Genomic DNA, 25,678 nt, shown 5'->3' on the forward strand with positions numbered 1-25,678 from the left:
AGATAAACACTCATGCAAATCCTAATCACCGGCTCTGCCGGATTCACCGGCTTTTTCCTTGCAAATGCGGTGGTGAATTTGGGGGTGCAGGCGGGGGGGCGGTATTCGATTGATAACCCGAATGCTTATGTCGATTCCAATGTGGTGGCTTTGTGAGCTGACAAGGTATCATTTCCTGAAATTCACACACAATTCAATAAAAAATGGTATCATTTTCACATTATCCTTAGTGTGAAAAAATATCATGGCTTTTACGTTAAGACTGAGTGAAGAAGATGAGCAATGCTTGCAGCAAATTATGGCGCGGGAAGGTTGCAAAACCGCTAGTGAGGCAGTGAGACGCTGTGTAGTTGAATATCTACCGCTGACCTCTTACAAGGATGAATACCAACGCATCAAAGGGTTATATGTTAGCCTGTTGCAAGTACTAGAGCAGAAAAATCAAGCGGAACAAGCATTAGAGGCAGAAATTGCGATGCGACTGGCGCAATTGGACGGTGGTGCAGCGGTGTTGATGGATGGCGAGATGGCGCTTCAACAACTGAAGCAACGCTCACTTGCCAGAGTTGGCTGATGCGGTATTTCCTTCACCCAGCAGCATTTGATGACCTTCAAGATGCGGTTGATTATTACGATGAGAAGAGTCAAGGCTTGGGGCATCAGTTTGTTACGCAGGTAGAAACAGACTTGTTACGGATAGTAGATACACCTGACTTGCTCTTTTGCCCCGGTTTGAACACCAGTGAATTGGTGCGTTTGAGTGACAAGGCACAACGAACTGTTGAGCGATGGCTCAAACAGCTCAAAGCCGAGCAGAAGATTGAATTTCGGGGTGCATCCAAGACTGGCGGGTATTACGCGATGAAACAACAATGAATCATTATTTGCCGTGGTTAAGAACCCTTCGACTGCGCTCAGGGCGCGGGTAAGTGGTGGACTCGCGAACTACCGCGAGGCATCCGTGGGCTGAGCGTAGTCGAAGCCCCACTTCACCACCAACAGATAAACACCCATGGATGTGGATGAATTGATTGCGGATGTAGGGTTCAAGCTTGCTACAGAGGTGGAGGATGGGTTGGAGCGATTTGTGCGGTGGTATCGGGATTACTATTGATATAGCACTTGGGAGTGACTGAGCCAATCAGCTACACTTGCTAGCATGAATTCATGAATAGACACAACACCATGCAAGCACTTGAAATCCTTGATCGCATTCATAACGGTGAAGACAGCACCACGCAATTCAAACAAGATGTCACCGACGCGAACCGATTGGCGGAAGAGTTGGGCGCTTTCTCTAATGCCGAAGGTGGTTTATTGCTGATTGGGATTGCTGATGATGGCTCTGTGACAGGTCTGGATGAGGCACAAATCAGCCGCATTAACCAATTACTCAGCAATACCGCCAATGAAAATGTCAAACCGCCGATTTATCCACTGACGGAAGTACTTGGTATTCAGGGCAAACGCATCATAGCCGTGAGTGTACGCAAAGGTGAGAATCGCCCTTACCAAACCAGCAAAGGGGTTTATTTCACCAAATCGGGGAGTGATAAGCGCAAAATGTCGCCGGAAGAGTTGCGGCGTTTGTTTGCCGAGTCTGCGCGGTTATTCGCTGATGAGGAAGCACTCCCCCGCAGTGACATCACTGACTTGAACACCGAAGCGTTTTATGACTTCTTAAACACGGATAACCGCAGCGTTTATGAGGCGCTAAAACAAGGTAAGTTGACGCTGGCAACCGTCCTGCAAAATCTTGACCTGTTGCGGGACGACCATCTGACACTGGCTGGCAACCTGATTTTCGGTAAAACACCGCAACGTTTCAGCCCATCATTTTACGTGGATTGTGTGCATTTTGATGGCGATGATATGGGTGTTGACGGCTTTATTACCAAAGCAACGATCAAAGGCAGTTTGCGCCAACAATACGAAAGCACTATGCAGTTCTTACAAATTAACCTGCACCGCATCCCAACAGAATCAGGGTTCAATGCCCAAACAAAGCTGGAAATTGATGAGACGGTGTTGGGTGAATTATTGGTAAATGCTTTGATACATCGGGATTACTACATACAATCCTCCGTCAAAGTGTTTGTGTTCAAAACGAGATTGGAAATCGTCAGTCCTGGCAAGCTGCCTAATTCACTCACGGTGGAAAAAATTAAACAGGGTTTGTCAGTCCACCGCAACCCTATTCTGAATTCGATTTGTAGGCGGGTGTTGCCTTATAGCGGTTATGGCAGTGGGATCAAGCGAGCGTTAGCTTTACAACCGAACTTGATATTGGTCGATGATCGCGATAAGGAAGAGTTCCGGTGCGTGATACCGCGTTGAAGAGATTACAGGTAATGACATTCCTCTAAAAGAACCTCACCCCAACCCCTCTCCTTGACAGGAGAGGGGCTAAGAAATGCGACTCTTTCTCCCCCTCGCCTGTCAAGGAGAGGGGGCGGGGGGTGAGGTTCTTCATGAATATTCAAATCTCGGCGAGGTCGGGTATATGCGAATGCCCTTCGACTCCGCTCAGGGCGCGGGTAAGTGGTGGACTCGCGAACTACCGCGAGGCATCCGTGGGCTGAGCGTAGTCGAAGCCCTGTTCCCCGTGAGTTTTACTCTCCACAATTGACTAGAATGTGACCGCCATCACAGGCATAATCCCCACATTGCATTAAGCTATGGTACATCTACGTTAACAACGTTTACTGATGCCGACCATGACAAGGTAGGGCGGTAGCGTTCTTGATGCGGGCTTACATCTTCTGTTTTTTGATTTGATGCTGATAATGACGAGGTAGGGCGGTAGCGTGTCTGGCGCTGGCATATTCCTCACGTATTTGAAATAACCACCCTGAAGTTAGGCTGGATGCTGTGCAGTAAGCAAGAATACGGCATATACCATCGGCACATGAGAATTAGGTTTCCTTGGCAGGGTTCCCCGTGAATTTTAGCCCCCACAATTGACTAGAATGTGACCGCTATCACAGGCATAATTCCCGCATTACATTAAGCTATGGTACATCTCACACGAACACTTACTGATGCCGACCATGACAAGGTAGGGCGGTAGCGTTCTTGATGCGGGCTTACATCTTCTGTTTTTTGATTTGATGCTGATAATGACGAGGTAGGGCGGTAGCGTGTCTGGCTACTGTATTCTTAAAAACTCATGAATAAAAATGCAAAAATCTTCGTCACCGGGCATCGTGGCATGGTCGGCAGTGCGTTGGTGCGCCGCCTGCAAGCGGGTGGTTATACCAATATCATTACCCGTTCACAGCAGGAGCTGGATTTACTCAGGGAGCTTGTGGTGTGGGGAACGGGAACGCCACGGCGCGAGTTTTTGTATGTGGATGATGTGGCGGATGCCTGTGTGTTTTTGATGGAACAACGGTTTGCGGGGTCGTTGCTGAATATTGGCACGGGGCAGGATGTGACGATTCGGGAACTGGCAGAAACCATTATGGACGTGGTGGGGTTTGAGGGGCGGATTGTGTTTGATGCGAGTAAGCCGGATGGGACGATGCGGAAGGTGTTGGATGTGTCACTGTTGAACGCCCAACATTGGCAAGCCAGTAAGTCTCTACCTGCGGGAATTGCGGATACTTACAAGGCTTATAGGTCTGCGTTATGAAAATCCTCACCAGGGTGGTGAAATGAAACAGGAAATACTGAATCAACAAGGTTACGCAGAATTTCTGGGTGCGCTTAAGGCTAGTATCCGGCAACGCCAGTACCAAGCGTTGCGGGCGGTCAACCATGAATTGCTCGCGCTTTACTGGGATATGGGTCAGGCTATTCACCAAAAACAACAGGAGCTGGGCTGGGGTAAAGCGATTGTCGAGACACTGGCGCATGATCTGCAAGCGGAGTTTCCGGGACGCAATGGCTTTTCCGCCCAAAACCTATGGTTTATGCGGCAATTCTACCGGGAATACAGTGAACTACCAAAACTCCAACCATTGGTTAGAGAAATCAGTTGGGCTAAAAATCTTGTTATCCTGAGCCGTTGCAAAGATCCGCTTGAGCGTGAATTTTACCTGCGGAGTACGGCGCGTTTTGGCTGGACGAAGGCGGTGTTACAGCACCAGATAGATAATAAGACTTACGAAAAATACTTGCTCAATCAGACTAATTTTGACCAGACGCTAACGGCGGAACTTCAGGCACAGGCTGCTTTGGCGGTCAAAGATCATTATACCTTTGATTTTCTGGAACTTGCGGAAGCACACAGCGAACGTCAGCTTGAACAGGCATTGGTCGCGAATTTACGCCATTTTCTTATTGAACTGGGTGGCTTTTTCACCTTTATCGGCAACCAGCACCGCCTTGAGGTCGGTGGGCAGGAATACTTCATTGATCTGCTGCTGTTTCATCGGCGCTTGCGTTGCTTGGTCGCCATTGAACTCAAGATTGGTGACTTCAAGCCGGAACACAAAGGTAAGATGGAGTTTTATCTGGAGGCTCTGGAAGCCAGCGAATGTCTTCCAGAGGAAAACCCACCCATCGGTATCATTATCTGCCGTGGGAAGAACAAAACGGTGGTGGAGTATGCCTTACGTAATGCCACCCGCCCATTGGGAATTGCCACCTATTCTGTCGTGCCACGTCTGCCAGAGAATATCCAAACTGAACTACCCAGCCCTGAACAAATTGCTGAACGGCTGGGTGCTTGGTTGACTGCGGATGAGTAACCGCTAGAAGCAAGCACACCGCTACATAAAGGTTTAAGAATTACCTATGAACAATTTAAAGCGTAAAGGCATTATCCTCGCTGGTGGCAGTGGTACGCGCTTGTATCCGCTTACCAAAGCAGTCAGCAAGCAGTTGATGCCGATCTATGACAAACCGATGATCTACTACCCGCTCACAGTGCTAATGTTGTCTGGCATTCGGGATATTTTAATCATTACCACGCTAGAAGACTCCTCTCAATTTCAACAATTGTTAGCCGATGGCTCACAATGGGGTTTGAATATTGAGTATACGATGCAACCAAAACCGGAAGGATTAGCACAGGCTTTCTTGATCGGGGCTGACTTTGTAGGTAACTCACCTGCCACTTTGATTTTGGGTGACAATATTTATTACGGCGAAGGGCTGTCACAACGCCTGCAAAGCGTGGCACAGCAACAAAACGGTGCAACCGTGTTTGCCTATTATGTTAAAGACCCTGAACGCTACGGTGTCGTCGATTTCGATGCTCACGGCAAAGCCCTCAGTATTGAAGAAAAGCCGGTTAAACCACGTTCAAACTATGCGGTGACTGGGCTGTATTTCTATGATAACCAAGTGGTGGATATGGCGCGTGAAGTACGCCCTTCCTCGCGTGGTGAGTTAGAGATCACCACCCTGAATCAGATGTATTTGGAAGCGGGTCAATTGCAGGTGGAAATGCTCAAACGTGGCACAGCGTGGTTGGATACGGGTACACATGCGTCATTGCTGGATGCATCCAACTACATTCGGGTGATTGAAGAGCGGCAAGGGTTGAAGATTGCTTGCCCGGAGGAAATCGCGTGGCGGATGGGCTTTATTGACCAAGAACAATTGCTTAAATTAGCCGAACCGCTGCAAAAAAGTGGTTACGGTCATTATCTGACAGGATTACTCCGCGCATGACAACAACACACAATCCTCAACGCTTACTCGTCACGGGTGGAGCTGGCTTCATTGGCACTAACTTTGTGCATTATTGGCTTGAACAATACCCTGATGCGCATATCGTGGTGTTGGATGTGCTGACGTATGCGGGGCGGCGTGAAAACCTGCAAGCGCATGAGGGGAAAAGCAATTTTCGCTTTGTGCAGGGTGATATTTTGGATCAGGCATTGGTGACAACGCTGTTGCGTGAGGAAACCATTGACACCATCGTGCATTTTGCGGCGGAATCGCACGTTGACCGTTCGATTTACGGGCCGGATGCTTTCCTGAAAACCAATATTGATGGTACGCACAGTTTGCTGAAAGCAGCTAAAACGGTGTGGTTGGATGAAAAGCCGGGGTTTGCACACCGTTTTCATCATGTGTCGACGGATGAGGTGTATGGGACGCTTTCCCCTACTGACCCTGCATTTACGGAAACCACACCGTATGCACCGAATTCACCGTATGCAGCGAGTAAAGCAGCTTCGGATCATATTGTGCGGGCGTATCAGCACACTTATGGGTTACAAACGACCACTAGCAACTGCTCTAATAATTACGGCCCTTATCAATACCCTGAAAAATTGATACCACTGGCGATTTCACGTTTGCTGCAAGGTCAAGCTGTATCGATTTATGGCGATGGCTTGCAAGTGCGTGACTGGTTGTATGTGGATGACCATAATCGCGGGATTGATCTGATTATTCGTAAAGGGCGGGTTGGCGAAACTTATAATATCGGTGGGAATAATGAACAGGCGAATATCAACCTGATTCACACACTGTGTGACTTGTTGAATGCGCGTTTCCCCGAATCGCCGAATGTGCCGCATCAGCAGCATATTACTTATGTGACGGATAGACTGGGGCATGATCGGCGTTATGCGATTGATAACAGCAAAATTTGCTACGAGCTTGGTTATCAGCCACAAGAAACCTTCACGTCAGGCTTGAGTAAGACCGTAGACTGGTATCTGAATGGTGCAGCTTTTTGGCGTGGTGGTGTAGAACTGTTTGGATTTCACTAAATAATAAACGGAATTTAATTATGGATAATGATAAGCCCATCTACGTTACACAGCCCTATTTACCCCCGCTAGAAGAGCTAATTCCTTATCTTGAAAAGATTTGGGATAACAAAGTGCTTACTAATGGTGGGCCTTTTCATCAACAATTAGAAAAAGCGTTGTGTGAGTATTTAAGTGTTGAACACATTGCCTTATTTGCCAATGGTACAATTGCATTGGTCACGGCTTTGCAAGCCCTGCGTATTACCGGTGAGGTGATTACTACGCCGTATTCGTTTGTGGCAACAGCGCACTCACTGCTGTGGAACGGTATTAAGCCTGTATTTGTTGATATTGACCCTAACACGCTGAATCTTGAGCCGAGCAAAATTGAAGCAGCTATTACACCACAAACCACTGCGATTATGCCGGTGCATGTCTATGGACACCCTTGTGATGTTGATGCTATTCAGAAAATTGCAGATAACTATAATTTGCGCGTGATTTATGATGCCGCCCATGCGTTTGGGGTTAAATGTCATTGTGGCAGTGTTTTGAATCACGGTGATTTGTCGGTTTTGAGTTTTCATGCCACTAAGGTTTTTAACACCTTTGAAGGTGGTGCAATTATTTGCCCTGATGCAAAAACAAAACAGCGTATTGACCATTTGAAAAATTTCGGCTTTGTTGATGAGATCACCGTTGTTGCTCCTGGCATTAATGGGAAAATGAGTGAACTCAATGCGGCTGTAGGCTTATTGCAGTTACAACATATTGATGAGGCTTTGAAATACCGCCAAGAAATTGATGCGCATTATCGTGAAGCTTTAGCTAATGTTAAGGGAATCCGTTGCGTTAATGATGCTGGCGAACAAGCGGCTAATTATGCCTATTTCCCTATCATGGTCGAAGATGATTATCCATTAAACCGTGATGAGCTATATTTCAAATTGCGGGAACATAACATTTTTGCACGTCGCTATTTTTATCCATTAATTTCAGAATTCCCTATGTATCGCGGCTTGCGCTCTGCGACACCTGACAATTTACCCGTTGCCTCAAAAGCAGCGCAACAAGTGATTTGCTTGCCTATCTATCCAAATCTTTCGCATCATGAGCAACAACGAATTATTCAGGTTATTGCCGGAGAAAAATAATGGCAGCTATTAGTCATGAAACTCTAGAACAGATGGGCTTTGCTGAAATTGGTAGTAATGTCCTAATCTCAGAAAAAGCCACTTTTTATAATTGCAATAAAATTAAATTATTGGATAACTGCCGTATAGATGATTTCTGTGTAGTTGCAGCAGGAGAAGGAGGAGTTAATGTTGGGCGATATGTCCATATTGCTGTAGGCTCAACATTGATCGGGGCTGGAAATATAACATTATCTGACTTTAGTGGTTTATCATCAAGAGTTGCTATTTACTCAAGTAGTGATGATTACTCTGGGGCTTTCATGACTAATCCTACTGTTCCTAAACAGCTCACTAATGTCAAACATGCTGATGTTTATTTAGGTAAGCATGTCATTGTGGGTAGTGGGAGTGTGATATTGCCGGGGGTTAGATTGGAGGAAGGTGTGGCTATCGGAGCTTTATCTTTGGTCACGAAAAGCTGTAAGACTTTTGGGATTTATGCAGGGAATCCAGCTAAACTTATCAAAGAAAGAAAAAAAGACTTATTAACATTAGAACAACAATTATTAAACCACAAGAAAAATGAATCTTAAAAGAAACATAGTTGCCAGCTATGCCAGCCAAATCTATATTACTTCCGTTGGGATTCTTACACTTCCATTATACATAAAATATATGGGGGCAGAAGCCTATGGTTTAGTAGGCTTCTTTGCTATGTTGCAGGCATGGTTTGCCCTTTTAGATTTAGGCTTAACACCCACTATTGCGAGAGAAACTGCAAAATTCAGGGCGGGGGGCTATGACGGACTTTATTACCGTCAACTCTTTAGGGCATTAAATTTACTTTTTTTCGGTATCGCAATAATTGGTGGAATACTATTATTCTTTAACGCTGAAGCGATTGGTAATCACTGGTTAAAAATAGAAAAATTATCCATCACAGAAGTTAGCTTTGCTTTGCAAGTGATGGCCATTAGCGTCGCTCTGCGCTGGATGACAGGTCTATATCGGGGAGTGGTTTCTGGCTCAGAATTGTTAGTTTGGTTAAGTGGATTTAATGCGTTTATTGCAACATTACGCTTTTTGGTGATTTTTCCTGTATTGTGGCATTTCGGCGCAACACCAACGGTTTTCTTTAGCTTTCAACTCTTTGTTGCGATTATTGAATACTGTGGTCTGTTCTTGAAATCTCGATCACTATTACCAAAGCTTGGTAAGGCTCAACAAATAGGCTTTTCAATCAAACCGATTAAGAATGTTCTTCAGTTTTCACTAGGAATTGCTCTGACCTCAGGGTTGTGGGTTCTTGTAACCCAAACTGATAAGCTCATCATGTCAAAACTTTTGACATTAGAAGAATATGGGTATTTTACCCTAGCTGTATTGGTAGCCAGTGGCATTATGATGATTTCCGCACCTATTAGTTCATCCATCATGCCGCGTATGACAAAACTTTACGAAGAAGGTAAGCAAGATGAACTTATCGCGTTGTACCGAAAGTCAACGCAGTTAGTTACTGTCATTGCAGGGTCTATAGCTATTATTTTAGCTGGGTTTTCAGAAACCATATTGTACTTGTGGACAGGTAACAAACATATTGTAGAGACGGCAGCACCAATATTGACATTATATGCCATTGGTTATGGTATCTTAGCTGTTTCAGCATTTCCGTATTATCTTCAGTATGCAATGGGTAAACTGCGTTTACATGTTATTGGAAGCATTCTGTATGTGGCAGTTTTGTTGCCTATTTTATTTTGGGCTACTGAACAGTATGGGATGGTTGGGGCTGGGTATGCGTGGGTAATAGCAAATATTACCTATTTATTCGGATATACACAGATTGTCCATAATAAATATGCACCTAATATTCATTTGTCTTGGTTGGTTAAAGATGTTTTTTTGATGCTTACCCCATCTGCAATCATATATTTACTAATAATCACCATAAGTGGTTAGAAAGTTTTAGTTTGGATAAATTTTTATGAAATCAGTAAAAAAATATGCTCCTGTTTTGATAGGAACACTTAACCGCTATGATCACTTTAAGCGCTGTGTTGAATCACTAAAGAACTGCATTTATAGCAATGAAACTCACCTTTTTATAGCACTCGACTATCCCCCATCAGAAAAACACTGTTCAGGTTATAATAAAATACAAGAATACATTGATAGTGGAATCAATGGATTTAAAGAAGTTACCATTATAAAACGCAAAGAAAACTTAGGTGCACACGAAAATTTCTACAATGCTCAGGCTTTAATATTTGAAAAATATGACAGAATCATAATTTCTGAGGATGACAACGAATTCTCACTAGATTTCCTAAACTTCATAAATGGTGGACTAGATACTTATGAAAAGAGATCAGATATTCTAGCTATATGTGGTTATATATACCCATTAAACTTTAGAAAAAAACCTGACCATATTTTTTTGTATCAAGGCTTTTCTGCATGGGGCTATGGCACATGGAGAGATAAATTTAGAGCAATTAATTGGAATATAGATGAGGTGAAAGAATATTTGCTTAACAAAGATAATGTAAAGAAGATAACAAGCAAACATGTTTTATCCCACCTTAAACGCAGCATCAGAATAAACAAACTTGGCGGTGACACCTATATTTGTTACCATTTATTCCGCAACAACATGAGTTGCATTTTCTCCAATACAAGTCGAGTACGAAATCACGGTTATGACGGCTCAGGACTACATTGCGACTCAAATAATGTCGAACATCTTTTATATCAGAGTCAAATACTGTTTGACTCAAAAGAGTTCTATTCATTCCCAAACAATCCCTTGCTGGATTCTGTGACTCAGCAAGAAATTGATAATTATTTGCGCAAGGAAATATGGTACTACCGATATTTAAAATATCCCCATAGAATATTGCCAAAACTTTCATCCAAAATCATGAGTTATTTGAGAAAAAAATGGACAGCAATCAAGTATTGATCATTAGCGGCACACCCATTATAAGTGGTGCTGAAATTGTTTTAGGTGATTACTTGAGAGAAACACAACACACAAATAAAATCACCATTATTTATTCGGATATTGAAACTGTAAATAATTTTTACAAACAGTTCAATTTTAATAAAAGTATTACCAGTAAATTTTTAATTCCAGCTCATGCAACTAGTGGATTACTTGGATTAGTACATAAAGCTTACCGTCTTGCAATGTCATTCTTTGTGTTAGCGAAAGTATTATCAAACAAAAAAATAACAGTCGTCCTTGGCAATAATACAGGTGATATTTTTTACTCTTTTTACTCTTTTTTATTTAAGAAGACTCATATTAACTATATTCACGATATGATTGAGCAAGGCACTCTCTTAGCAAAATGGATTTTATTTTTTGATCGCTTCGTAAGTAAATATATTGCTGTCTCAGATGCTGTAAAAAAAGCACTTGTCACTATAGGAATACCTGAGCATAAAATTGTTATCGTTTACAATGGACTAACTCCTAACTCAACCTATCTAAAAAAAGAAATAAATAATGAAATGATTTTTGGGTTCATTGGAAATATTGATGAATTGAAGAATCCACTTGATTTTACACATTTTATTAAGCAAGCAAGTATAACAAAAAATATCAAAATATCAGGACGAATGGTGTACGGATCAATCTTAGATCAGCAACTCTTTAAAAAAGTACAGCAGGTCATAAAGGCAGAACAGCTAAGTATTGAGCTTATAGGTAGACTTGATAGACCATCCATCAGTAAATTTTACGAATCCATTCATTTCCTTATAATAACAAGCAAAAAAGACTCTTTACCTACAGTTATATTAGAAGCTTTTAATCACGGCGTACCTGTTATTGCTCACAGCATTGATGGCATTCCAGAAATGGTTGAGCATGAAAAAAATGGCTTTCTCTATAAAAAAATAGAGAACATTGATTCAATAATTAAATCACTTAACTTAATTAATTACACTGATTTACAAAGTAATGCAAAAGCCACTATAAATGAGAAATTTCTGAACTCCTCAAAAATAAAATCCATCAATGCTTTACTGAGATTTCCAGAACAACATGATGAATAACAAAATCCCTCTAAGTAATCAAACAAAATTTATAATTTTATTATTTTTTTTATACTTTATCCTTCCCATATCAGGAGAGTACGTCTTAGGAAGTAACTTTTATATTTTCTCATATAGCGAGAGCCTCTCTAAATACTTTGCTATGTTTGCTTTCTGTGTATCATTTTTTTTCTTAGGTCTTACTTATATAATTTCTAAAAAATCAATCAATAGTAGCAAATCAATTAGCTCTCTTTCAAGGAAAATTTTAAGAATTCATTTTTATTTATTTTTATTATTTATTTTTGTTCTATTAACAAATGGGATATACCAGCGATTAACTGTTGGTTCAGACAGAATTTTTTTACTTTCAAATCTACATGAATTTCTTGTTTCTGGCGTATCTTTTTTATTTATTGGCGCTTTAGTTTATATTGCAAGATATATTTCAAAAAAATATTTTTATATAATAGTTTTTCTATTTGTGTTGCTTGATTTTATATATTTAGGAAAAAAGTTTTCTTATTATGCCATCGCATTACTTTTATTTAACTCTGACACAAGTGAAAACTCAAATAAGCATTTAATTTACATTGGGATTTTCTCAATTATTATAATAATAGTCATCTCAATATTAAGAGCAGTTGCAGCTGATGATCAAGCAGATGTTTATCATCAATTATTTTCATTTTATTCCTACACATCTGAGTTTTTAGGTGTCTATGCAAGTATAGGTCATGCTCTAGATAATAGCCATCTCTTGTATGGAACATACTTTAATCTTGATTATTTATTAGCTGATTTTTACAAGGATGAAGTAGGGCATGGTCTAGCATTACATCCGATTGCTTATTTTCTTATATTGTCAAAATCTTATTGGTGGTTTCTTTATATATTTTATTTTTCTTTCCTCACTCTTTTAATACGACTATTTTCATCAACGTTAGGAAACTTAATAATTCTCTTATTAACTATAAACTCTGTTCACTTTTTTAGACACGGCCCAGACATATTTTTATATCAAGTTATACAGCAATCTATTTATATAACTTTAATCATATACTTTCCAAAGATAATAAACCGCTAAATAGTAAATTATATATTTATGAAAATTATCCTAGATGGCAGATTAATTTCCGATAAAAAAACAGGGATTTCCAGATACAGTGAGGAAATACTAAAAATATATATGGACTTATTTGGCTCGGAAAATATCTTACTTATAACAACCCCACACTTAAAGAAGCATTTCACAGAAATAAAAACCTATAAAACCGATCTAAAACCATTTAATCTGCTTCATTTTTTTATTTTTCATCGCTTCTTAAAAAAAATAGATGCGGATATTTATCATTCGCCATTTTACTCAAATTCTTTTTTCAAAGATCGTCAAAAAATTTACATAACCACAGTTCATGATCTAATGTATCGAATTGTTAATGGTTTTTTTGGAGGGTTTTACGTTATAAATAGATTAGCCGTCATTTATTATAACTTAATCGTTAAAACCAGCTTAAAAAACTCAAACCATATATTTAGCATATCAGAAGCTACCAATCAAGATGTTAAAAACATATTTGGATTAAATTCAACAACTATCGTTGAGGGAGTTAATCTTCTTGAAACAAATAATCTAAATAATGTTGATTTTTACAATTTAAACCTAAGAAAAAAAGATTTTTTTCTTTATACTGGAAATAACCGACCTCATAAAAATCTAACATTCCTAATAAATTGTTACATTAAATCCAACTCTACTAAAAAACTAGTTTTAGTCGGTCACAAAGGAGAGAATAAAGCCATAGGCAAGAAAAAAATAATCTATACTGGATACATTAATGATGCAAGCTTAAAAAGCTTATATGAAAATGCTAGCGCATTTGTTTTTCCATCACTTTATGAAGGGTTTGGTTTGCCAGTTTTAGAATCCATTAATTCAAATACGATTGTTTTTTCTTCTGATGCAGGTTCTTTAGCCGAATTTGGAGAGTTTAACATCTACTACTTCAGTCCTTATAAAGAAGAATCCTTAATTAATCTTCTTGACGCTGTTGACTCCTATCAATTCAATGAGGAGAGTAAAAAAATAATTATCACCCGATTTAACTGGAATGAAACTAAAAAACAACTACGTGATTTTTTTATCCACAACCGACTGTTATAACTAATGGAAACCTACCATTCTTTGATTGCCTGAACTCATCGTTATCAAATGATAAAGAGCGAATTCTCAATTGCCGATGACATACAATAAAGTTAATATCATAAAAGATGAAAACTTCTAACTCTTACTACTGTAATGTAGCCGTAATAATGGCCGCTTATAATGATGAAACATATATTAACAGTCAAATCAATTCCATTGAAAGCCAAATCAACGTTACACCAACAATATTTATTAGCCTCGACAAATCTCCAGATAGTATTCAATCTCATATAAAGAAATTAGCTTTACTAAAAGACTCTATCAAATTACTACCTTATGGTGATATTTTTGGTGGTGCAGCCCCAAATTTCTTCCGTCTTATTAGTGATGTCGATTTCTCAGAATTTAACTATATTGCATTCGCTGATCAAGACGACATTTGGTATCCCGATAAACTTTCCAGAGCCATCCAAATGTTGACTAAATATAACTGCGATGGCTATTCCAGCAACTTCACAGCTTTCTGGCCTGATGGACGAAAAAAATTAATAAATAAAGCTCAACCCCAAGTTGAATGGGATTATCTCTTTCAATCACCGGGACCGGGTTGCACGTTTGTTTTGACTAAAAAACTTGCAATTGAATTGCAAGCATTTGTCCGTGACAACAAAGAACCTATGTCGTCTGTTTGGCTACATGATTGGTTTATCTACGCATTCGCACGCTCTCATAACTACAAGTGGTACATAGATAAATACTCGTCAATGCTGTACCGTCAGCATGAAAATAATCAAGTTGGTGTCAACACTGGTTATAAAGCATTCTTGTATCGAATGCGCTTTGTTCTTAGTGGCAAGGCTCTAGAGCAATCCGTGTTACTTGCCCGTTTATGCGGCTTAGCTTCACACCCATTTGTAAATCGTTGGTGCGACCTATCACGTAGCGATTTTCTTTATCTAGCTTTTAACGCTTATAACTGTCGCCGCAAGCCATCCGAAAAAATTCTATTTCTACTTTCCTGTCTTTTATTGTCTGTTATTGGTCATAAAAAGCCATGAAAAATATCTTACTAACTGGCTCGACAGGATTCATCGGCTCATCCCTCACCCAACATCTACACCAAAAAGGCTATTCCATCATTGCTGCGGTACGCCAAATTAGCGATGCTTTTTCTCCCGACATTAAGCAAGTCTCTGTCACTGATCTACTTCCATCTACTAATTGGACATCTGCGATTAACAAAGTAGATACCATTATCCACCTCGCCGCCCGCGCCCACATCCTCAAAGACCAAGCCACTGACCCACTAGCCGCCTTCCGCGAAACCAATACCTACGCCACCCTCAACCTAGCCCAACAAGCCGCTAACGCAGGTGTACGCCGTTTCATCTTCATCAGCTCTATCGGAGTCAATGGCAACCAAACCTACGCCCAACCCTTCACCGCCGATGATGATATTACTCCCCTCGCCCCTTGCGGGAGAGGGGCTGAGGGCGAGGGGTTACACACACCCTACGCCATTTCCAAACACGAAGCCGAAATCGGTCTACGCCAACTTGCCACCGAAACAGGTATGGAAATCGTCATTATCCGCCCCCCCTTAGTTTACGGCGCAAACGCCCCCGGCAACTTCGGGCAACTCATCAAAACCGTAGCGCATGGCATCCCCCTCCCCCTAGGCAACATCCACAACCAACGCAGCCTAGTCGCCCTGCCCAACCTCATCGACCTGATCACCACCTGCATCGACCACCCCGCCGCCGCCAACCAAACCTTCCTCGTCTCTGACGGCGAAGACCTTTCCACCACCGAACTCCTGCAACGCCTCAGCCGCGCCTTAGGCAAACCCGCCCGCTTACTCCCCATCCCCCAAAGCTGGCTAGAAACCGCCCTAACCCTAGTGGGCAAACGCGCCATCGCCCAACGCCTCTGCGGCAACCTGCAAGTCGACATCAGCAAAACCCGCGACCTGCTCGGCTGGATACCCCCCGTCAGTGTCGACGCAGCCCTACGCCAGACCGCCCAAGCCTATCTCACCAATACCCAACGTAATAACCAATCATAAATAAATACAATCCATGTGACACCAATCACAGAAACCACAAAGGGTAAATGCTATAAATATAACTGATTCGTGTAAGTGCTGTCTCAACGCCATCTACTTCTGCGATCACCATTATTTATTGATTAACACGAAGGGGTATAAGTGAAATGCTGCGTAACAAACGTTTCTTAGCCATAGCGCTCGTCGTTAGCACGGTTTGCAGCTACTACCTGTTTGCATCACCTAAACTGTGGGATTCCGCACCAACCGATGTAGCCCTAAATCAATTGCCCGATGCATCCACACCTCTGGAATCACCGCCCTCGCCCACGGCTCAAAGCAACACGGCAATGAGTCCAGAAATTATAAGCTCAACCATTCCCAATAAGAGCGATGCCATAGCACCAACCAATGCAGCGCAAACCTCAATCAATCATGACTTTAATGTAGTATCAGCCGAAGTCTTAGCATTAGAACAACAATACCGCGAAGGCAAACTGCCAATAAGCACATCCGATGCAATTGATTTCTCCCCCGATGCGGCTGTCACACTAGAAGTCGCCGAGCTTGAAAGGCAATATCGAGCCGGGGAAATACCAACACTATCAATTGATGACATCGACACCACGCCTAATGCCCCGGTTACACCAGAAACCGCCGAACTCGAAAGACAATACCGCTCGGGGGAAACGCCACTTTATTCGCCTAATGAAATTGATTTCTCCCCCGACGCTGCCATCACTCCCGAAGTCGCGGAACTCGAAGCGCAATATCGCCAACGAGAAACCGGACAACGCGAGGAATAACCCTCGAATATTTACTTACCAACCACGCAAATTCAGGACATCGACATGAAACATACGCTTTTTACACTATTGCTTACGACCATTTTAGTAATGGCAACCAATCAAGCTAATGCAGCAACATTTGAAAAAACAGGAAAGATCACTCGAGTACTATCAGACTCTTCTCTATGGGGTGGATGCATGATAGAGCTCGATAGTCCTATTGCTAATGGTTGTGGTTATAATGACGGATGGGTATCTTTAGATTGTAAGGCAACTAGTACCCCCACTGGTGAGGGCAATCGCCATTATGCCAGTGCATTATTAGCCGCATCATTGAATAAACAGGTTACTGTTCATATTGACACTAATATAAGAGTTACCTACGGATATTGTGTAGCCACACGTATTGATACCATATTTTAAGCAATCACCCAACAACCACCGGCAAAGGAATCCACAACCAAATGCATACTTGCTGTGGATTCCTTTGCAAACCGCCTCCAGCCCGCAATGACGGAAACGCGCCATCGCCCAACGCCTCTGCGGCAACCTGCAAATCGACATCAGCAAAACCCACGACTTGCGCGGCGGGATTCTCTGTCAGCGTCGAGGCAGCCCTACGCCGAACCGCCCAAACCTACCTGCAAGTCCAGCGTTAATTTGCTATACTTGTTCAAATCTTTCCTAAAACAACACAGTAGAGCGGAAGCAACCCTATGGCAATGCAAGCTTTAACACAAACCTACATCGCCTTCGATGACTATCTGGAAGGCGAACGCGACGTAGACACCCGTAGCGAATACGTTGATGGTGAAATCTACGCAATAGCAGGCGCAAGTGAAACCCATAACACCATCGCCCATACACTCGGCTCTGCTATCGACAATGCCCTGAAAGACACCTGCCGCGTTTGGCAATCTGACATGCAAGTGATTGGGAAAACCCGCGACAACAAACCGTTTTCCTATTACCCCGACATCATGGCGGCTTGTGGTGAAAACACTGACGACCCCTATTACCGCACTAACCCCATACTGATTGTCGAAGTGCTATCTGGCTCAACCAAGCGGGTTGACCTCAAAGAAAAATTCGATAATTACACCCAAATTCCCTCCTTGTTGGAATACGTCGTGGTTTCGCAGGAAACGCCCTATTTACGGGTTTACCGCCGCCGCACCCACTGGCAATTAGAACCCTATTACGCCGAAGATACCTTGGTGCTGGAATCTGTTGGTCTAGAAATAGCCGTACACCACATCTACCGCAGGGTCAGGCGTGAAGTCGGGCTGGATGTTCCATTCCCCATGAAGAAAAACTGTTGACATCCTCCCCATCCCCCAAAGCTGGCTGGAAACCGCGCTAACCCTAGTGGGCAAACGCACCATCGCCCAACGCCTCTTCGGCAACCTACAAGTCGACATCAGCAAAACCCGCGACTTGCGCGGCGGGATTCTCCGTCAGCGTCGATGCAGCCCTTACAAGCTTCTCATCAGCATTCCAAAGAAATAGATGTTGATGTTAGCGCGACGTGTTTCGTGAGATATACTTAAGATCATCTTGGCAAGAAGAGATAGAGCATCATCATGACCACCCTCAACTTAACCGTACCCGACAGCGTATTTTCCGCGCTACGCTTCGCGCCCAGCGAATTTCTCAAAGAAATGCGTATTGAAGCCGCTGCCCAATGGTACGCCCAACAACGTATCTCTCAAGAAAAAGGCGCAGAAATAGCCGGACTCAGCCGCGCAGCCTTTATTGACGAACTCGCCAAACGCCGCATCCCGGTTATCCAAATCGAACTGGATGAACTGCTAGAGGAAGTCAAACGTGCCTAATGCATGGATTATCAACGCCTCACCCCTAATTTTGTTTGCCCGTATCAATCAACTGGAATTATTTGAAAAACTCGCACCACAAATACATATCCCCAGTGCAGTGATGGAAGAAGTCAGAGACGGTCTTCCCAAAGATGCAACAGCCAATCGAGCCTTGGCTTGGGCAAAAGCCTATCAATGCGCTGATATACCCATTCCAACCAGTGTAGAACGTTGGGATTTGGGTGCAGGTGAAACACAAGTGATCAGCCATTGCCTGACAGGAAATTTCTGGGCAGTGCTGGATGACCGCATGGCGCGACGTTGTATTAATGCCCATAACCTTCAGATGATCGGCTCATTGGGTGTCGTCTTACGCGCCAAAGACCGAGGGTTCATTGAAACCGCTAAACCTTGGGTATACCGCCTTCGTGAAGCGGGTATGTATGCATCTGACGACCTTATTCATCAAGCACTATTGGCACTTGGGGAATAGTGTTGACGTTTGAAACGCCTTGCACCCGATAAAACAATCATTGGCAAACTTGAGCGGAGATACCCTAATGAAATCATCAACCTGTTCCACATCTGCCCCCACGCCCTCACTGCCAACGAAGCCCAGTATCTCATTGGTTTCAAGACGGCTGACGAAATCAGAAATCGACGCACTAAGGCAACGGAAGAAATTCATCGCCGACTACGTTCAAAGGGAATTGAGCTTGCTGCTAACAACAATGGATAAGGTAGCCTAACGCCTCTGCGGCAACCTGCAAGTCGATATCAGCAAAACCCGCGACCTACTCGGCTGGACACCGCCCGTCAGCGTCGATGAAGCCCTGCGCCAAACCGCCCAAGCCTACCTGCAAAACCAGCGTTAAAGCGTGCTATACTTTTTCTGAATTCAGCGACTCACGGATAATCACCATGCTCCACCGTCACCTAACACACCAACAGTTCACCTTGGCTGCGATTGACGACATTATCGCCCGTGGGCGACGGGTGGACTGGGCTGAGTTACGCATGGCTTTACACCAAGACCGCACATTGAACGTCAAAGTACAACGTATTTGCGATGCCCGCATTGCTGACCCCTTTGCACAACGCTACCACTTCTGGAAACATTATGCGCAACGCCAAGCTGCCTGACTGGGAACAAGTGCTATCGGCGGCAGCACGCCTGCAACGCATTTTGCCGGAAGCCGTTCTCGTGGGTGGCACAGCATCTGCCATTTACGCCCAACATCGCTTTTCACGGGATGCCGACCATGTACTGACTGACCTAAAAGCACGCTTTGATGACGTGTTGCTTGAAATGGAGTCTGTAGCAGGCTGGAAAACAGCCCGTATTCAACGCCCAGTACAAATACTCGGCAGTTTAGACGGTATTGAAACTGGCATACGGCAACTGATCCGCGAAATACCGCTAGAAACCAACGTGATTGACTACCACGGGGAAAAGCTAACGCTGCCCACACAAGGCGAAATACTGCGTATCAAAGGCGTGCTAATCCTCAAACGCAACGCGACCCGCGACTACTTGGATTTTATTGCACTGGCTGATCATTTGGGTGAGGAGCAAGTCACTCACGCACTGGCACGTTTTGATGAACTTTACCCACAACCCAATGGCGAATCGCCTTTGCAACAACTGCAAACGCAACTGGCGAATCCCTTACCCTTTGACCTAGATGAAGTAGCACCTGAATTGGCAGAATACAAGAACCTTGATCCCAAATGGCATGACTGGCGACAGGTAAAAGCAGCCTGCATCCATATCTCACTGGTATTATTCGATAATTTGCCTTGAAATAACAACCTGCAAGTCGACATCAGCAAGACCCGTGAACTGCTCGGCTGGACACCCCCCGTCAGCGTCGATGAAGCCCTACGCCAAACCGCGCAAGCCTACCTGCAAGCCCGACGTTAATTGCAGCTACTCATAAGCTATGCCACAATCAAAAGCGTCTCCAAGCGGAAAGTCACATCATGCATATGCAGTTAAACGAACAATTTATCGTTGATGAGCGCGGCAGCAAACAGGCAGTGATCATCCCGTTTGCTAATTACCTGAGAATAATCGACATCATCCGGCGATATGATGAACCTATGCCTTTCAGTAATCACCTCACCATCTGGCAAACCCATAAAGGCAGTGCCCAAGGAGTCAAGGCATGGTTAGCCGCCGATACTGACCAACATTATCCGCTCGGAAATCCAAAGCATATTGACCGCACTATTCAAGAGATACGTGATGCTTGGGGTGATGAGTGAGAAACAGTTTACGAACAGGAATTGCAGTTCAGGTCAATTTATCGCTTAAAAACACCTGATGCCTTACATTTGGCAATTGCTCGCCATCATGGCTGTACCGACTTCGTTTCCTTTGTTGATGCGAAAACCGCATTTCATGATGAATACGCCATGCAATTCTACGACCCAGATCACTCCGATGATGAAGACCGTTTTATCCTGCTTGGCACTAACCACCAACTAAAAACCTTGGTTATCTGTCACTGTTTTCGCCAAACTGAAACCGTCATCCGCATTATCTCAGCCCGACATGCTGACGCTTCTGAACAAGCAGCTTATTGGAGCAACCGACCATGAGAGAACATTACGACTTCGCCACTATGCAAGGGAAACGCAACCCCTACATCAAGCACTTAAAACAACCTGTCACCATCCGCTTGGATAACGATGCCGTGGAATACTTCAAAGCCATGACCGAAGAAACCGGCATCCCTTACCAAACCCTGATCAACCTCTATTTGCGGGATTGCGTCACCCAACACCGCAAACTGGATTTATCATGGAAAACCGCCTGAAGCCATCATGACTCACTGCTACATCTACGGTGCAGGTGGACACGGCAAAGTCGTGTTTCACACCTTTACCAGCATGGGCAAAACCATCACTGCTTTCTTGGATGACCAACCCACTCACGAACAGCGTTGCGGCTTGCCCATTCTCACCCCTGCTGACATACAGGATTCAGCCGCCTACACCATCCACTTCGCCATCGGCAATAACCGCATCCGCCACGCCTTGCAAACCGCATGGCAACAGCGCGGCATCAGCGCCGCAACCGCCATTCACCCCCGCGCCACCTGCTACCCAAGCACAACCATTGGCACAGGTAGTTTGCTAACCGCTGGCAGCATCACCGGCCCTGATGCCGTTATCGGTGCAGGCTGCATCCTCAACCACAACAGCGTGGTCGAACACGATAGCGTCATCGGTGACTTTTGCCACATCGCCCAATGTGCCGTCATCAGTGGCGGAGTACGCCTCGGCACACAGTGCTTCGTGGGTGCAGGTGCAGTGATTCTGCCTTATCTCACCATCGGCAATCACGTTACCATCGCAGCGGGTGCAACCGTCACCCATGATTTACCCGATAACAGCACGTTTCCACCTTCCATGTGATACCCATCACAACTATTAATTAACCCAGTTTATATAATAATAGTCAGCTTATTGCTGGGCTTAACAGGGAATCATTATGAACTTACATCCAAGCTTCAAACGCCAATCCGATCTGGCATTAGCACTGCTGGCTACCGCTGTGTTGCTAATACCGGGGCTAATCGTGGCATTGCTAGTCCGCTTAACCTCACCCGGCTCTGTTCTGTACTGGTCTGATCGTGTGGGTGAAAACAACCGTATCTTCAAAATGCCTAAATTCCGCAGTATGCGTACTGATACCCCGGCTGTAGCAACACACTTACTGAAAGACCCCAAAGCTTGCCTGACCCCGATCGGTGGTTTCCTACGTAAAACCAGCCTTGATGAAATCCCACAACTGTGGAGCATCCTCAAAGGCGACATGAGCTTTGTCGGCCCACGCCCTGCCCTGTTCAATCAAGATGACTTGATCGCGTTACGTACCGAACAATCTATTCACCGCATCCCCCCCGGTTTGACGGGTTGGGCGCAAATCAACGGGCGTGATGAATTGCCTATTCCACAAAAAGTCGCCTTGGATGCCGAATACCTGCAACGCCAATCCTTCTGGTTTGACCTGAAAATCATCTGGCTGACCGCGCTCAAAGTCATCCGCAGCGAAGGAGTGACTCACTAACACGGCTCTGTTAATCCCACTGCTCTCGCCTACCCCACCACAGAACCGAAATTTACAGGCTCATCAGGCTCTGCTACGCTATAATCCATTAATCTTGAAAAATCAGGCGGTACGTGATGAATTGGCAAGAAGTCTGCACTAACCCCGCATTGCAAAACCTACCCTATAAAATGGAATTGAACAGACAAGGGCAGATCATTATGAGTCCAGCCAGTGTGCGACACGTTATTTTTCAAGCCCGAATTATTGCCTTACTCAACAAGCAAGCAGGTGACTGGTTAGTTGTGCCAGAGTTTCCAGTCGAAACGGCTGATGGGGTCAAAGTAGCCGATGTTGGTTTATTGACAATGGAACAAGCCATCACCATCAAAAATAATATTACCTCAGCCTTTGCCCCTATTATTTGTGTAGAAGTGTTATCCCCCAGCAATACATTGGCAGAGATGAATCATAAGAAAACACTCTATTTTGAAAAAGGTGCAGAAGAATTTTGGCTATGTGATCAAATGGGCAATATGACGTTCTATGACCAGAATGGCGAATTATTAACATCCAAAAAAGTCAATTATTTTCCTTCAAATATTGATTTTTGATAAGGACACCCACCATGCAAGCCGTTGCCTCCCTCCGCTATGGCGTGATCTTCAAAAAAGCCTTCTCCCAACCGGACGTTTTCACCGCGTTTGTGAAGGCTATTCTCGGCATTGACCTGATCATTGATCATGTCGAAACCGAAAAATCCTTCCCCAATGCCATTGGCAATATCGCCAACCACTTTGATCTGTTCGCCGAAGATAAAGTCAACCGCATTATCGTGGACATCCAACACCGCCGCTATGCTGACCATTACCACCGCTTTTTGCACTACCATTGCGCCGCTTTGCTGGAACAAGCCGTGCAAGCCAAAGACTACCGCCCCGCACTCGCTGTTTACACCATTGTCGTGCTGACCTCCGGCGATAAACACGCGCGGGACATGGCAATGATCGACTTCGATCCCAAAGACCGCCACGGGATCGGCTTGGGCGAGATACCGCACAAAATCCTTTACCTCTGCCCCAAATACCTTAACGATGAAACCCCTGAAGCGTGGCGCGAATGGATGCTGGCAATCAACGACAGCCTCGATGAACAAGTTGATGAATCCGCTTACCACAACCAATGTGTGCAAAAAGTCCTGCGTACCATCCGCCGCGACACCCTCAGCCCCGAAGACCACGCCCGCATGAAAGACGAATACAGCGAAGAAGAATTACGCCGTACCGAATGGGAAAAAGCCGAACAACGTGGCTTGCTGAAGGGCTTGGAACAAGGGCTGGAACAAGGGCTGGAACAAGGTAAACAAGCCGAACGCTTGACCGTTGCCCGCAACCTGCTGGATGTCTTGGATGACACCACTATCGCGCAAAAAACGGGCTTGACCAACGCACAAGTTGCCCAACTGCGTTAGGAAAGTCGTTGACCGCCACCCCGCCCATCAAATTATTGCGGCAAGCCAAGCTAGAGATTGCCAAACGGGTCAATGAATTATTGCAGTTGCACAACACACCGACCTCAACGGCAATTTGAGTCAAACAATCCAAGAAGAACGAAAAAATCGCGTGTGAGCTGACAGAAACCGAACGCCTGCAACACCTCAGCCGCGCCTTAGGCAAACCCGCCCGCTTACAAGCCGGGCCACAACTGCTACTGCAAGCCTTCCTGCAACGCATCATCAACGGCGGCGGGCGCATCAACCGCGAATACGGCTTAGGCAGAAAACGTACCGATCTGTTTATCGAATGGCCTGTCGATGAAGAAAAAGGCTATTATGGCGAAATACAACGCATCGTGCTGGAACTCAAAATCCTCTATAAATCACTGGAAGCCACCATTGCCGAAGGGCTGGAACAAACCGTAGGCTACGCCGACCAGTGTGGCGCAACCGAAGCCCACCTCATCATTTTCGACCGCCGCCCCGAAATAACATGGGATGATAAAATCTGGCAACGGGAACAACACTGGCAAGGTCATACCTTGGGTGTATGGGGAATGTGATGTGCGCCATCGCCCAACGCCTCTGCGGCAACCTGCAAGCCCAGAGCTAAGGTATGCTATACTCCAGACCGATACAGTCATTATCAAGGTACTCACCATGCAAGCCGTTGCTTCTCTCCGCTATGGCGTGATCTTCAAAAAAGCCTTCTCCCAGCCCGATGTATTCACCGCTTTCGTGCGCGACATCCTCGGTATTGAACTGATCATTGATCATGTCGAAACCGAAAAATCCTTCCCCAATGCCATTGGCAATATCGCCAATCACTTTGACCTGTTCGCCGAAGATAAGGTCAATCGCATTATCGTTGACATCCAGCACCGCCGCCATGCGGATCATTACCACCGCTTTTTGCACTACCATTGTGCGGCCTTGCTAGAACAAGCGGTTCAAGCCAAGGACTACCGCCCAGCACTCGCCGTCTACACCATCGTGGTACTTACCTCCGGTGATAAACATGCGCGGGACATGACCATGATCGACTTCGACCCCAAAGACCGCCACGGTGTCGGCTTGGGCGAGATACCTCACAAAATTATTTACCTCTGCCCCAAATACCTCAACGATGAAACCCCCGAAGCCTGGCGGGAATGGATGCTGGCGATCAATGACAGTCTCGACGAGGAAGTCGATGAATCCGCTTACCACAACCAATGTGTGCAAAAAGTTCTGCGCAGCATTCGCAAAGCCACCCTCAGCCCCGAAGACCACGCCCGCATGAAAGACGAATACAGCGAAGACGAATTGCGCAAAGAAGAGCGGGAAAAAGCCCTTCAGGAAGGCATACAGCAGGGAATAGAAAAAGGCAAACACCAACAAGCATTAGGCATTGCAGCCAACTTGCTTGACCTCCTTGATGACCAGACCATCGCGCAAAAAACGGGCTTAAGTTTGGAGCAAGTAGAACAACTCCGCAATCTGAGAAAATCGCGTTAAA

The 25,678-nt window shown here is 44.5% G+C and carries 35 protein-coding genes; 34 read left to right on the forward strand and 1 reads right to left on the reverse strand.

Annotation, left to right across the window (positions count from 1 at the left end):
* Nucleotides 1-12: 12 nt before the first annotated feature.
* The 19 genes from L3K52_17720 to L3K52_17810 all read left to right on the forward strand — a co-directional run bounded on the left by L3K52_17720 (nucleotide 13) and on the right by L3K52_17810 (nucleotide 17,234).
* On the forward strand, nucleotides 13-156 hold the full coding sequence (locus L3K52_17720; GenBank protein UOG92004.1) for a hypothetical protein: 144 nt from the start codon (nucleotides 13-15) through the stop codon (nucleotides 154-156).
* Between the two features lie 88 nt (nucleotides 157-244).
* On the forward strand, nucleotides 245-574 hold the full coding sequence (locus tag L3K52_17725; GenBank protein ID UOG92005.1) for a hypothetical protein: 330 nt from the start codon (nucleotides 245-247) through the stop codon (nucleotides 572-574).
* A complete protein-coding gene (locus L3K52_17730; GenBank protein ID UOG92006.1) occupies nucleotides 574-876 on the forward strand; it encodes a hypothetical protein in 303 nt (100 codons plus the stop codon). The genes L3K52_17725 and L3K52_17730 overlap by 1 nt, the downstream gene beginning before the upstream one ends.
* Nucleotides 877-1,167: 291 nt before the next feature.
* Nucleotides 1,168-2,337, forward strand: a complete 1,170-nt coding sequence (locus tag L3K52_17735; protein UOG92007.1) for a putative DNA binding domain-containing protein — start codon at nucleotides 1,168-1,170, stop codon at nucleotides 2,335-2,337.
* 832 nt (nucleotides 2,338-3,169) lie between these two features.
* On the forward strand, nucleotides 3,170-3,634 hold the full coding sequence (locus tag L3K52_17740) for an NAD-dependent epimerase/dehydratase family protein (GenBank protein UOG92008.1): 465 nt from the start codon (nucleotides 3,170-3,172) through the stop codon (nucleotides 3,632-3,634).
* Between the two features lie 22 nt (nucleotides 3,635-3,656).
* The gene (locus tag L3K52_17745) at nucleotides 3,657-4,694 is read left to right on the forward strand and encodes a PDDEXK nuclease domain-containing protein (protein ID UOG92009.1); all 1,038 of its coding nucleotides are present in this window, start codon (nucleotides 3,657-3,659) and stop codon (nucleotides 4,692-4,694) included.
* 46 nt (nucleotides 4,695-4,740) lie between these two features.
* The gene (gene rfbA / locus L3K52_17750; protein ID UOG92010.1) at nucleotides 4,741-5,622 is read left to right on the forward strand and encodes a glucose-1-phosphate thymidylyltransferase RfbA; all 882 of its coding nucleotides are present in this window, start codon (nucleotides 4,741-4,743) and stop codon (nucleotides 5,620-5,622) included.
* Nucleotides 5,619-6,674 (forward strand): dTDP-glucose 4,6-dehydratase, encoded by a 1,056-nt coding sequence (gene rfbB / locus L3K52_17755; protein ID UOG92011.1) that lies wholly within the window; start codon nucleotides 5,619-5,621, stop codon nucleotides 6,672-6,674. Before rfbA ends, rfbB begins: the two co-directional genes overlap by 4 nt.
* A 20-nt stretch (nucleotides 6,675-6,694) precedes the next feature.
* The gene (gene vioA / locus L3K52_17760) at nucleotides 6,695-7,810 is read left to right on the forward strand and encodes a dTDP-4-amino-4,6-dideoxy-D-glucose aminotransferase VioA (protein ID UOG92012.1); all 1,116 of its coding nucleotides are present in this window, start codon (nucleotides 6,695-6,697) and stop codon (nucleotides 7,808-7,810) included.
* Nucleotides 7,810-8,385 (forward strand): acyltransferase, encoded by a 576-nt coding sequence (locus tag L3K52_17765; GenBank protein UOG92013.1) that lies wholly within the window; start codon nucleotides 7,810-7,812, stop codon nucleotides 8,383-8,385. The genes vioA and L3K52_17765 overlap by 1 nt, the downstream gene beginning before the upstream one ends.
* Nucleotides 8,375-9,751, forward strand: coding sequence for an oligosaccharide flippase family protein (locus L3K52_17770; protein UOG92014.1), 1,377 nt, complete (start codon nucleotides 8,375-8,377; stop codon nucleotides 9,749-9,751). The genes L3K52_17765 and L3K52_17770 overlap by 11 nt, the downstream gene beginning before the upstream one ends.
* A 25-nt stretch (nucleotides 9,752-9,776) precedes the next feature.
* Complete coding sequence (locus L3K52_17775; GenBank protein UOG92015.1) at nucleotides 9,777-10,754, forward strand: hypothetical protein; 978 nt, start codon at nucleotides 9,777-9,779, stop codon at nucleotides 10,752-10,754.
* Nucleotides 10,733-11,854 carry a glycosyltransferase family 4 protein gene (locus L3K52_17780; protein ID UOG92016.1) on the forward strand — a complete coding sequence of 374 codons (1,122 nt, stop codon included), beginning with the start codon at nucleotides 10,733-10,735 and terminating at the stop codon, nucleotides 11,852-11,854. Before L3K52_17775 ends, L3K52_17780 begins: the two co-directional genes overlap by 22 nt.
* Nucleotides 11,844-12,920: a hypothetical protein gene (locus L3K52_17785; protein UOG92017.1), complete on the forward strand. Its 1,077-nt coding sequence runs from the start codon at nucleotides 11,844-11,846 to the stop codon at nucleotides 12,918-12,920. Before L3K52_17780 ends, L3K52_17785 begins: the two co-directional genes overlap by 11 nt.
* An 18-nt stretch (nucleotides 12,921-12,938) precedes the next feature.
* A complete protein-coding gene (locus tag L3K52_17790; protein ID UOG92018.1) occupies nucleotides 12,939-13,997 on the forward strand; it encodes a glycosyltransferase family 4 protein in 1,059 nt (352 codons plus the stop codon).
* Between the two features lie 107 nt (nucleotides 13,998-14,104).
* Nucleotides 14,105-15,037 carry a glycosyltransferase gene (locus tag L3K52_17795; protein ID UOG92019.1) on the forward strand — a complete coding sequence of 311 codons (933 nt, stop codon included), beginning with the start codon at nucleotides 14,105-14,107 and terminating at the stop codon, nucleotides 15,035-15,037.
* Nucleotides 15,034-16,044, forward strand: coding sequence for an SDR family oxidoreductase (locus L3K52_17800; GenBank protein ID UOG92020.1), 1,011 nt, complete (start codon nucleotides 15,034-15,036; stop codon nucleotides 16,042-16,044). Before L3K52_17795 ends, L3K52_17800 begins: the two co-directional genes overlap by 4 nt.
* Nucleotides 16,045-16,190: 146 nt before the next feature.
* Complete coding sequence (locus L3K52_17805; protein UOG92021.1) at nucleotides 16,191-16,829, forward strand: hypothetical protein; 639 nt, start codon at nucleotides 16,191-16,193, stop codon at nucleotides 16,827-16,829.
* 45 nt (nucleotides 16,830-16,874) lie between these two features.
* Nucleotides 16,875-17,234 (forward strand): hypothetical protein, encoded by a 360-nt coding sequence (locus tag L3K52_17810; protein ID UOG92022.1) that lies wholly within the window; start codon nucleotides 16,875-16,877, stop codon nucleotides 17,232-17,234.
* Nucleotides 17,235-17,238: 4 nt separating this feature from the next.
* Here L3K52_17810 and L3K52_17815 read toward each other — a convergent pair whose 3' ends face one another.
* Entirely contained in the window at nucleotides 17,239-17,388 is a 150-nt protein-coding gene (locus L3K52_17815) for a hypothetical protein (GenBank protein ID UOG92023.1), read from the reverse strand.
* A gap of 139 nt (nucleotides 17,389-17,527) precedes the next feature.
* Here L3K52_17815 and L3K52_17820 point away from each other — a divergent pair, with 139 nt between their 5' ends.
* From L3K52_17820 to L3K52_17890, 15 genes are all read left to right on the forward strand, one after another.
* Nucleotides 17,528-18,133 (forward strand): Uma2 family endonuclease, encoded by a 606-nt coding sequence (locus tag L3K52_17820; protein UOG92024.1) that lies wholly within the window; start codon nucleotides 17,528-17,530, stop codon nucleotides 18,131-18,133.
* A 261-nt stretch (nucleotides 18,134-18,394) separates the two neighbouring features.
* Nucleotides 18,395-18,646 (forward strand): UPF0175 family protein, encoded by a 252-nt coding sequence (locus L3K52_17825; protein UOG92025.1) that lies wholly within the window; start codon nucleotides 18,395-18,397, stop codon nucleotides 18,644-18,646.
* Nucleotides 18,639-19,121 carry a DUF3368 domain-containing protein gene (locus L3K52_17830; GenBank protein UOG92026.1) on the forward strand — a complete coding sequence of 161 codons (483 nt, stop codon included), beginning with the start codon at nucleotides 18,639-18,641 and terminating at the stop codon, nucleotides 19,119-19,121. Before L3K52_17825 ends, L3K52_17830 begins: the two co-directional genes overlap by 8 nt.
* A gap of 9 nt (nucleotides 19,122-19,130) precedes the next feature.
* A complete protein-coding gene (locus tag L3K52_17835) occupies nucleotides 19,131-19,367 on the forward strand; it encodes a hypothetical protein (GenBank protein ID UOG92027.1) in 237 nt (78 codons plus the stop codon).
* Between the two features lie 182 nt (nucleotides 19,368-19,549).
* The gene (locus tag L3K52_17840; protein UOG92028.1) at nucleotides 19,550-19,771 is read left to right on the forward strand and encodes a hypothetical protein; all 222 of its coding nucleotides are present in this window, start codon (nucleotides 19,550-19,552) and stop codon (nucleotides 19,769-19,771) included.
* Nucleotides 19,749-20,432 (forward strand): hypothetical protein, encoded by a 684-nt coding sequence (locus L3K52_17845; GenBank protein ID UOG92029.1) that lies wholly within the window; start codon nucleotides 19,749-19,751, stop codon nucleotides 20,430-20,432. The genes L3K52_17840 and L3K52_17845 overlap by 23 nt, the downstream gene beginning before the upstream one ends.
* Before the next feature lie 179 nt (nucleotides 20,433-20,611).
* The gene (locus L3K52_17850) at nucleotides 20,612-20,896 is read left to right on the forward strand and encodes a hypothetical protein (GenBank protein UOG92030.1); all 285 of its coding nucleotides are present in this window, start codon (nucleotides 20,612-20,614) and stop codon (nucleotides 20,894-20,896) included.
* Between the two features lie 21 nt (nucleotides 20,897-20,917).
* Nucleotides 20,918-21,232 (forward strand): BrnT family toxin, encoded by a 315-nt coding sequence (locus tag L3K52_17855; GenBank protein UOG92031.1) that lies wholly within the window; start codon nucleotides 20,918-20,920, stop codon nucleotides 21,230-21,232.
* On the forward strand, nucleotides 21,229-21,450 hold the full coding sequence (locus L3K52_17860; protein UOG92032.1) for a BrnA antitoxin family protein: 222 nt from the start codon (nucleotides 21,229-21,231) through the stop codon (nucleotides 21,448-21,450). The genes L3K52_17855 and L3K52_17860 overlap by 4 nt, the downstream gene beginning before the upstream one ends.
* Nucleotides 21,451-21,457: 7 nt before the next feature.
* A complete protein-coding gene (locus tag L3K52_17865) occupies nucleotides 21,458-22,051 on the forward strand; it encodes an acetyltransferase (GenBank protein ID UOG92033.1) in 594 nt (197 codons plus the stop codon).
* Between the two features lie 76 nt (nucleotides 22,052-22,127).
* Nucleotides 22,128-22,706: a sugar transferase gene (locus L3K52_17870; protein UOG92034.1), complete on the forward strand. Its 579-nt coding sequence runs from the start codon at nucleotides 22,128-22,130 to the stop codon at nucleotides 22,704-22,706.
* 116 nt (nucleotides 22,707-22,822) lie between these two features.
* Nucleotides 22,823-23,299, forward strand: coding sequence for a Uma2 family endonuclease (locus L3K52_17875; GenBank protein ID UOG92035.1), 477 nt, complete (start codon nucleotides 22,823-22,825; stop codon nucleotides 23,297-23,299).
* A 14-nt stretch (nucleotides 23,300-23,313) separates the two neighbouring features.
* Nucleotides 23,314-24,156 (forward strand): hypothetical protein, encoded by an 843-nt coding sequence (locus L3K52_17880; GenBank protein UOG92036.1) that lies wholly within the window; start codon nucleotides 23,314-23,316, stop codon nucleotides 24,154-24,156.
* Nucleotides 24,157-24,536: 380 nt separating this feature from the next.
* A complete protein-coding gene (locus L3K52_17885) occupies nucleotides 24,537-24,743 on the forward strand; it encodes a hypothetical protein (GenBank protein UOG92037.1) in 207 nt (68 codons plus the stop codon).
* Nucleotides 24,744-24,840: 97 nt separating this feature from the next.
* Nucleotides 24,841-25,677: a PD-(D/E)XK nuclease family transposase gene (locus L3K52_17890; GenBank protein UOG92038.1), complete on the forward strand. Its 837-nt coding sequence runs from the start codon at nucleotides 24,841-24,843 to the stop codon at nucleotides 25,675-25,677.
* The last annotated feature ends 1 nt before the right edge of the window (nucleotide 25,678 follow it).

The sequence above is a fragment of the Candidatus Thiothrix sulfatifontis genome, assembly GCA_022828425.1.
Classification (GTDB): domain Bacteria; phylum Pseudomonadota; class Gammaproteobacteria; order Thiotrichales; family Thiotrichaceae; genus Thiothrix; species Thiothrix sulfatifontis.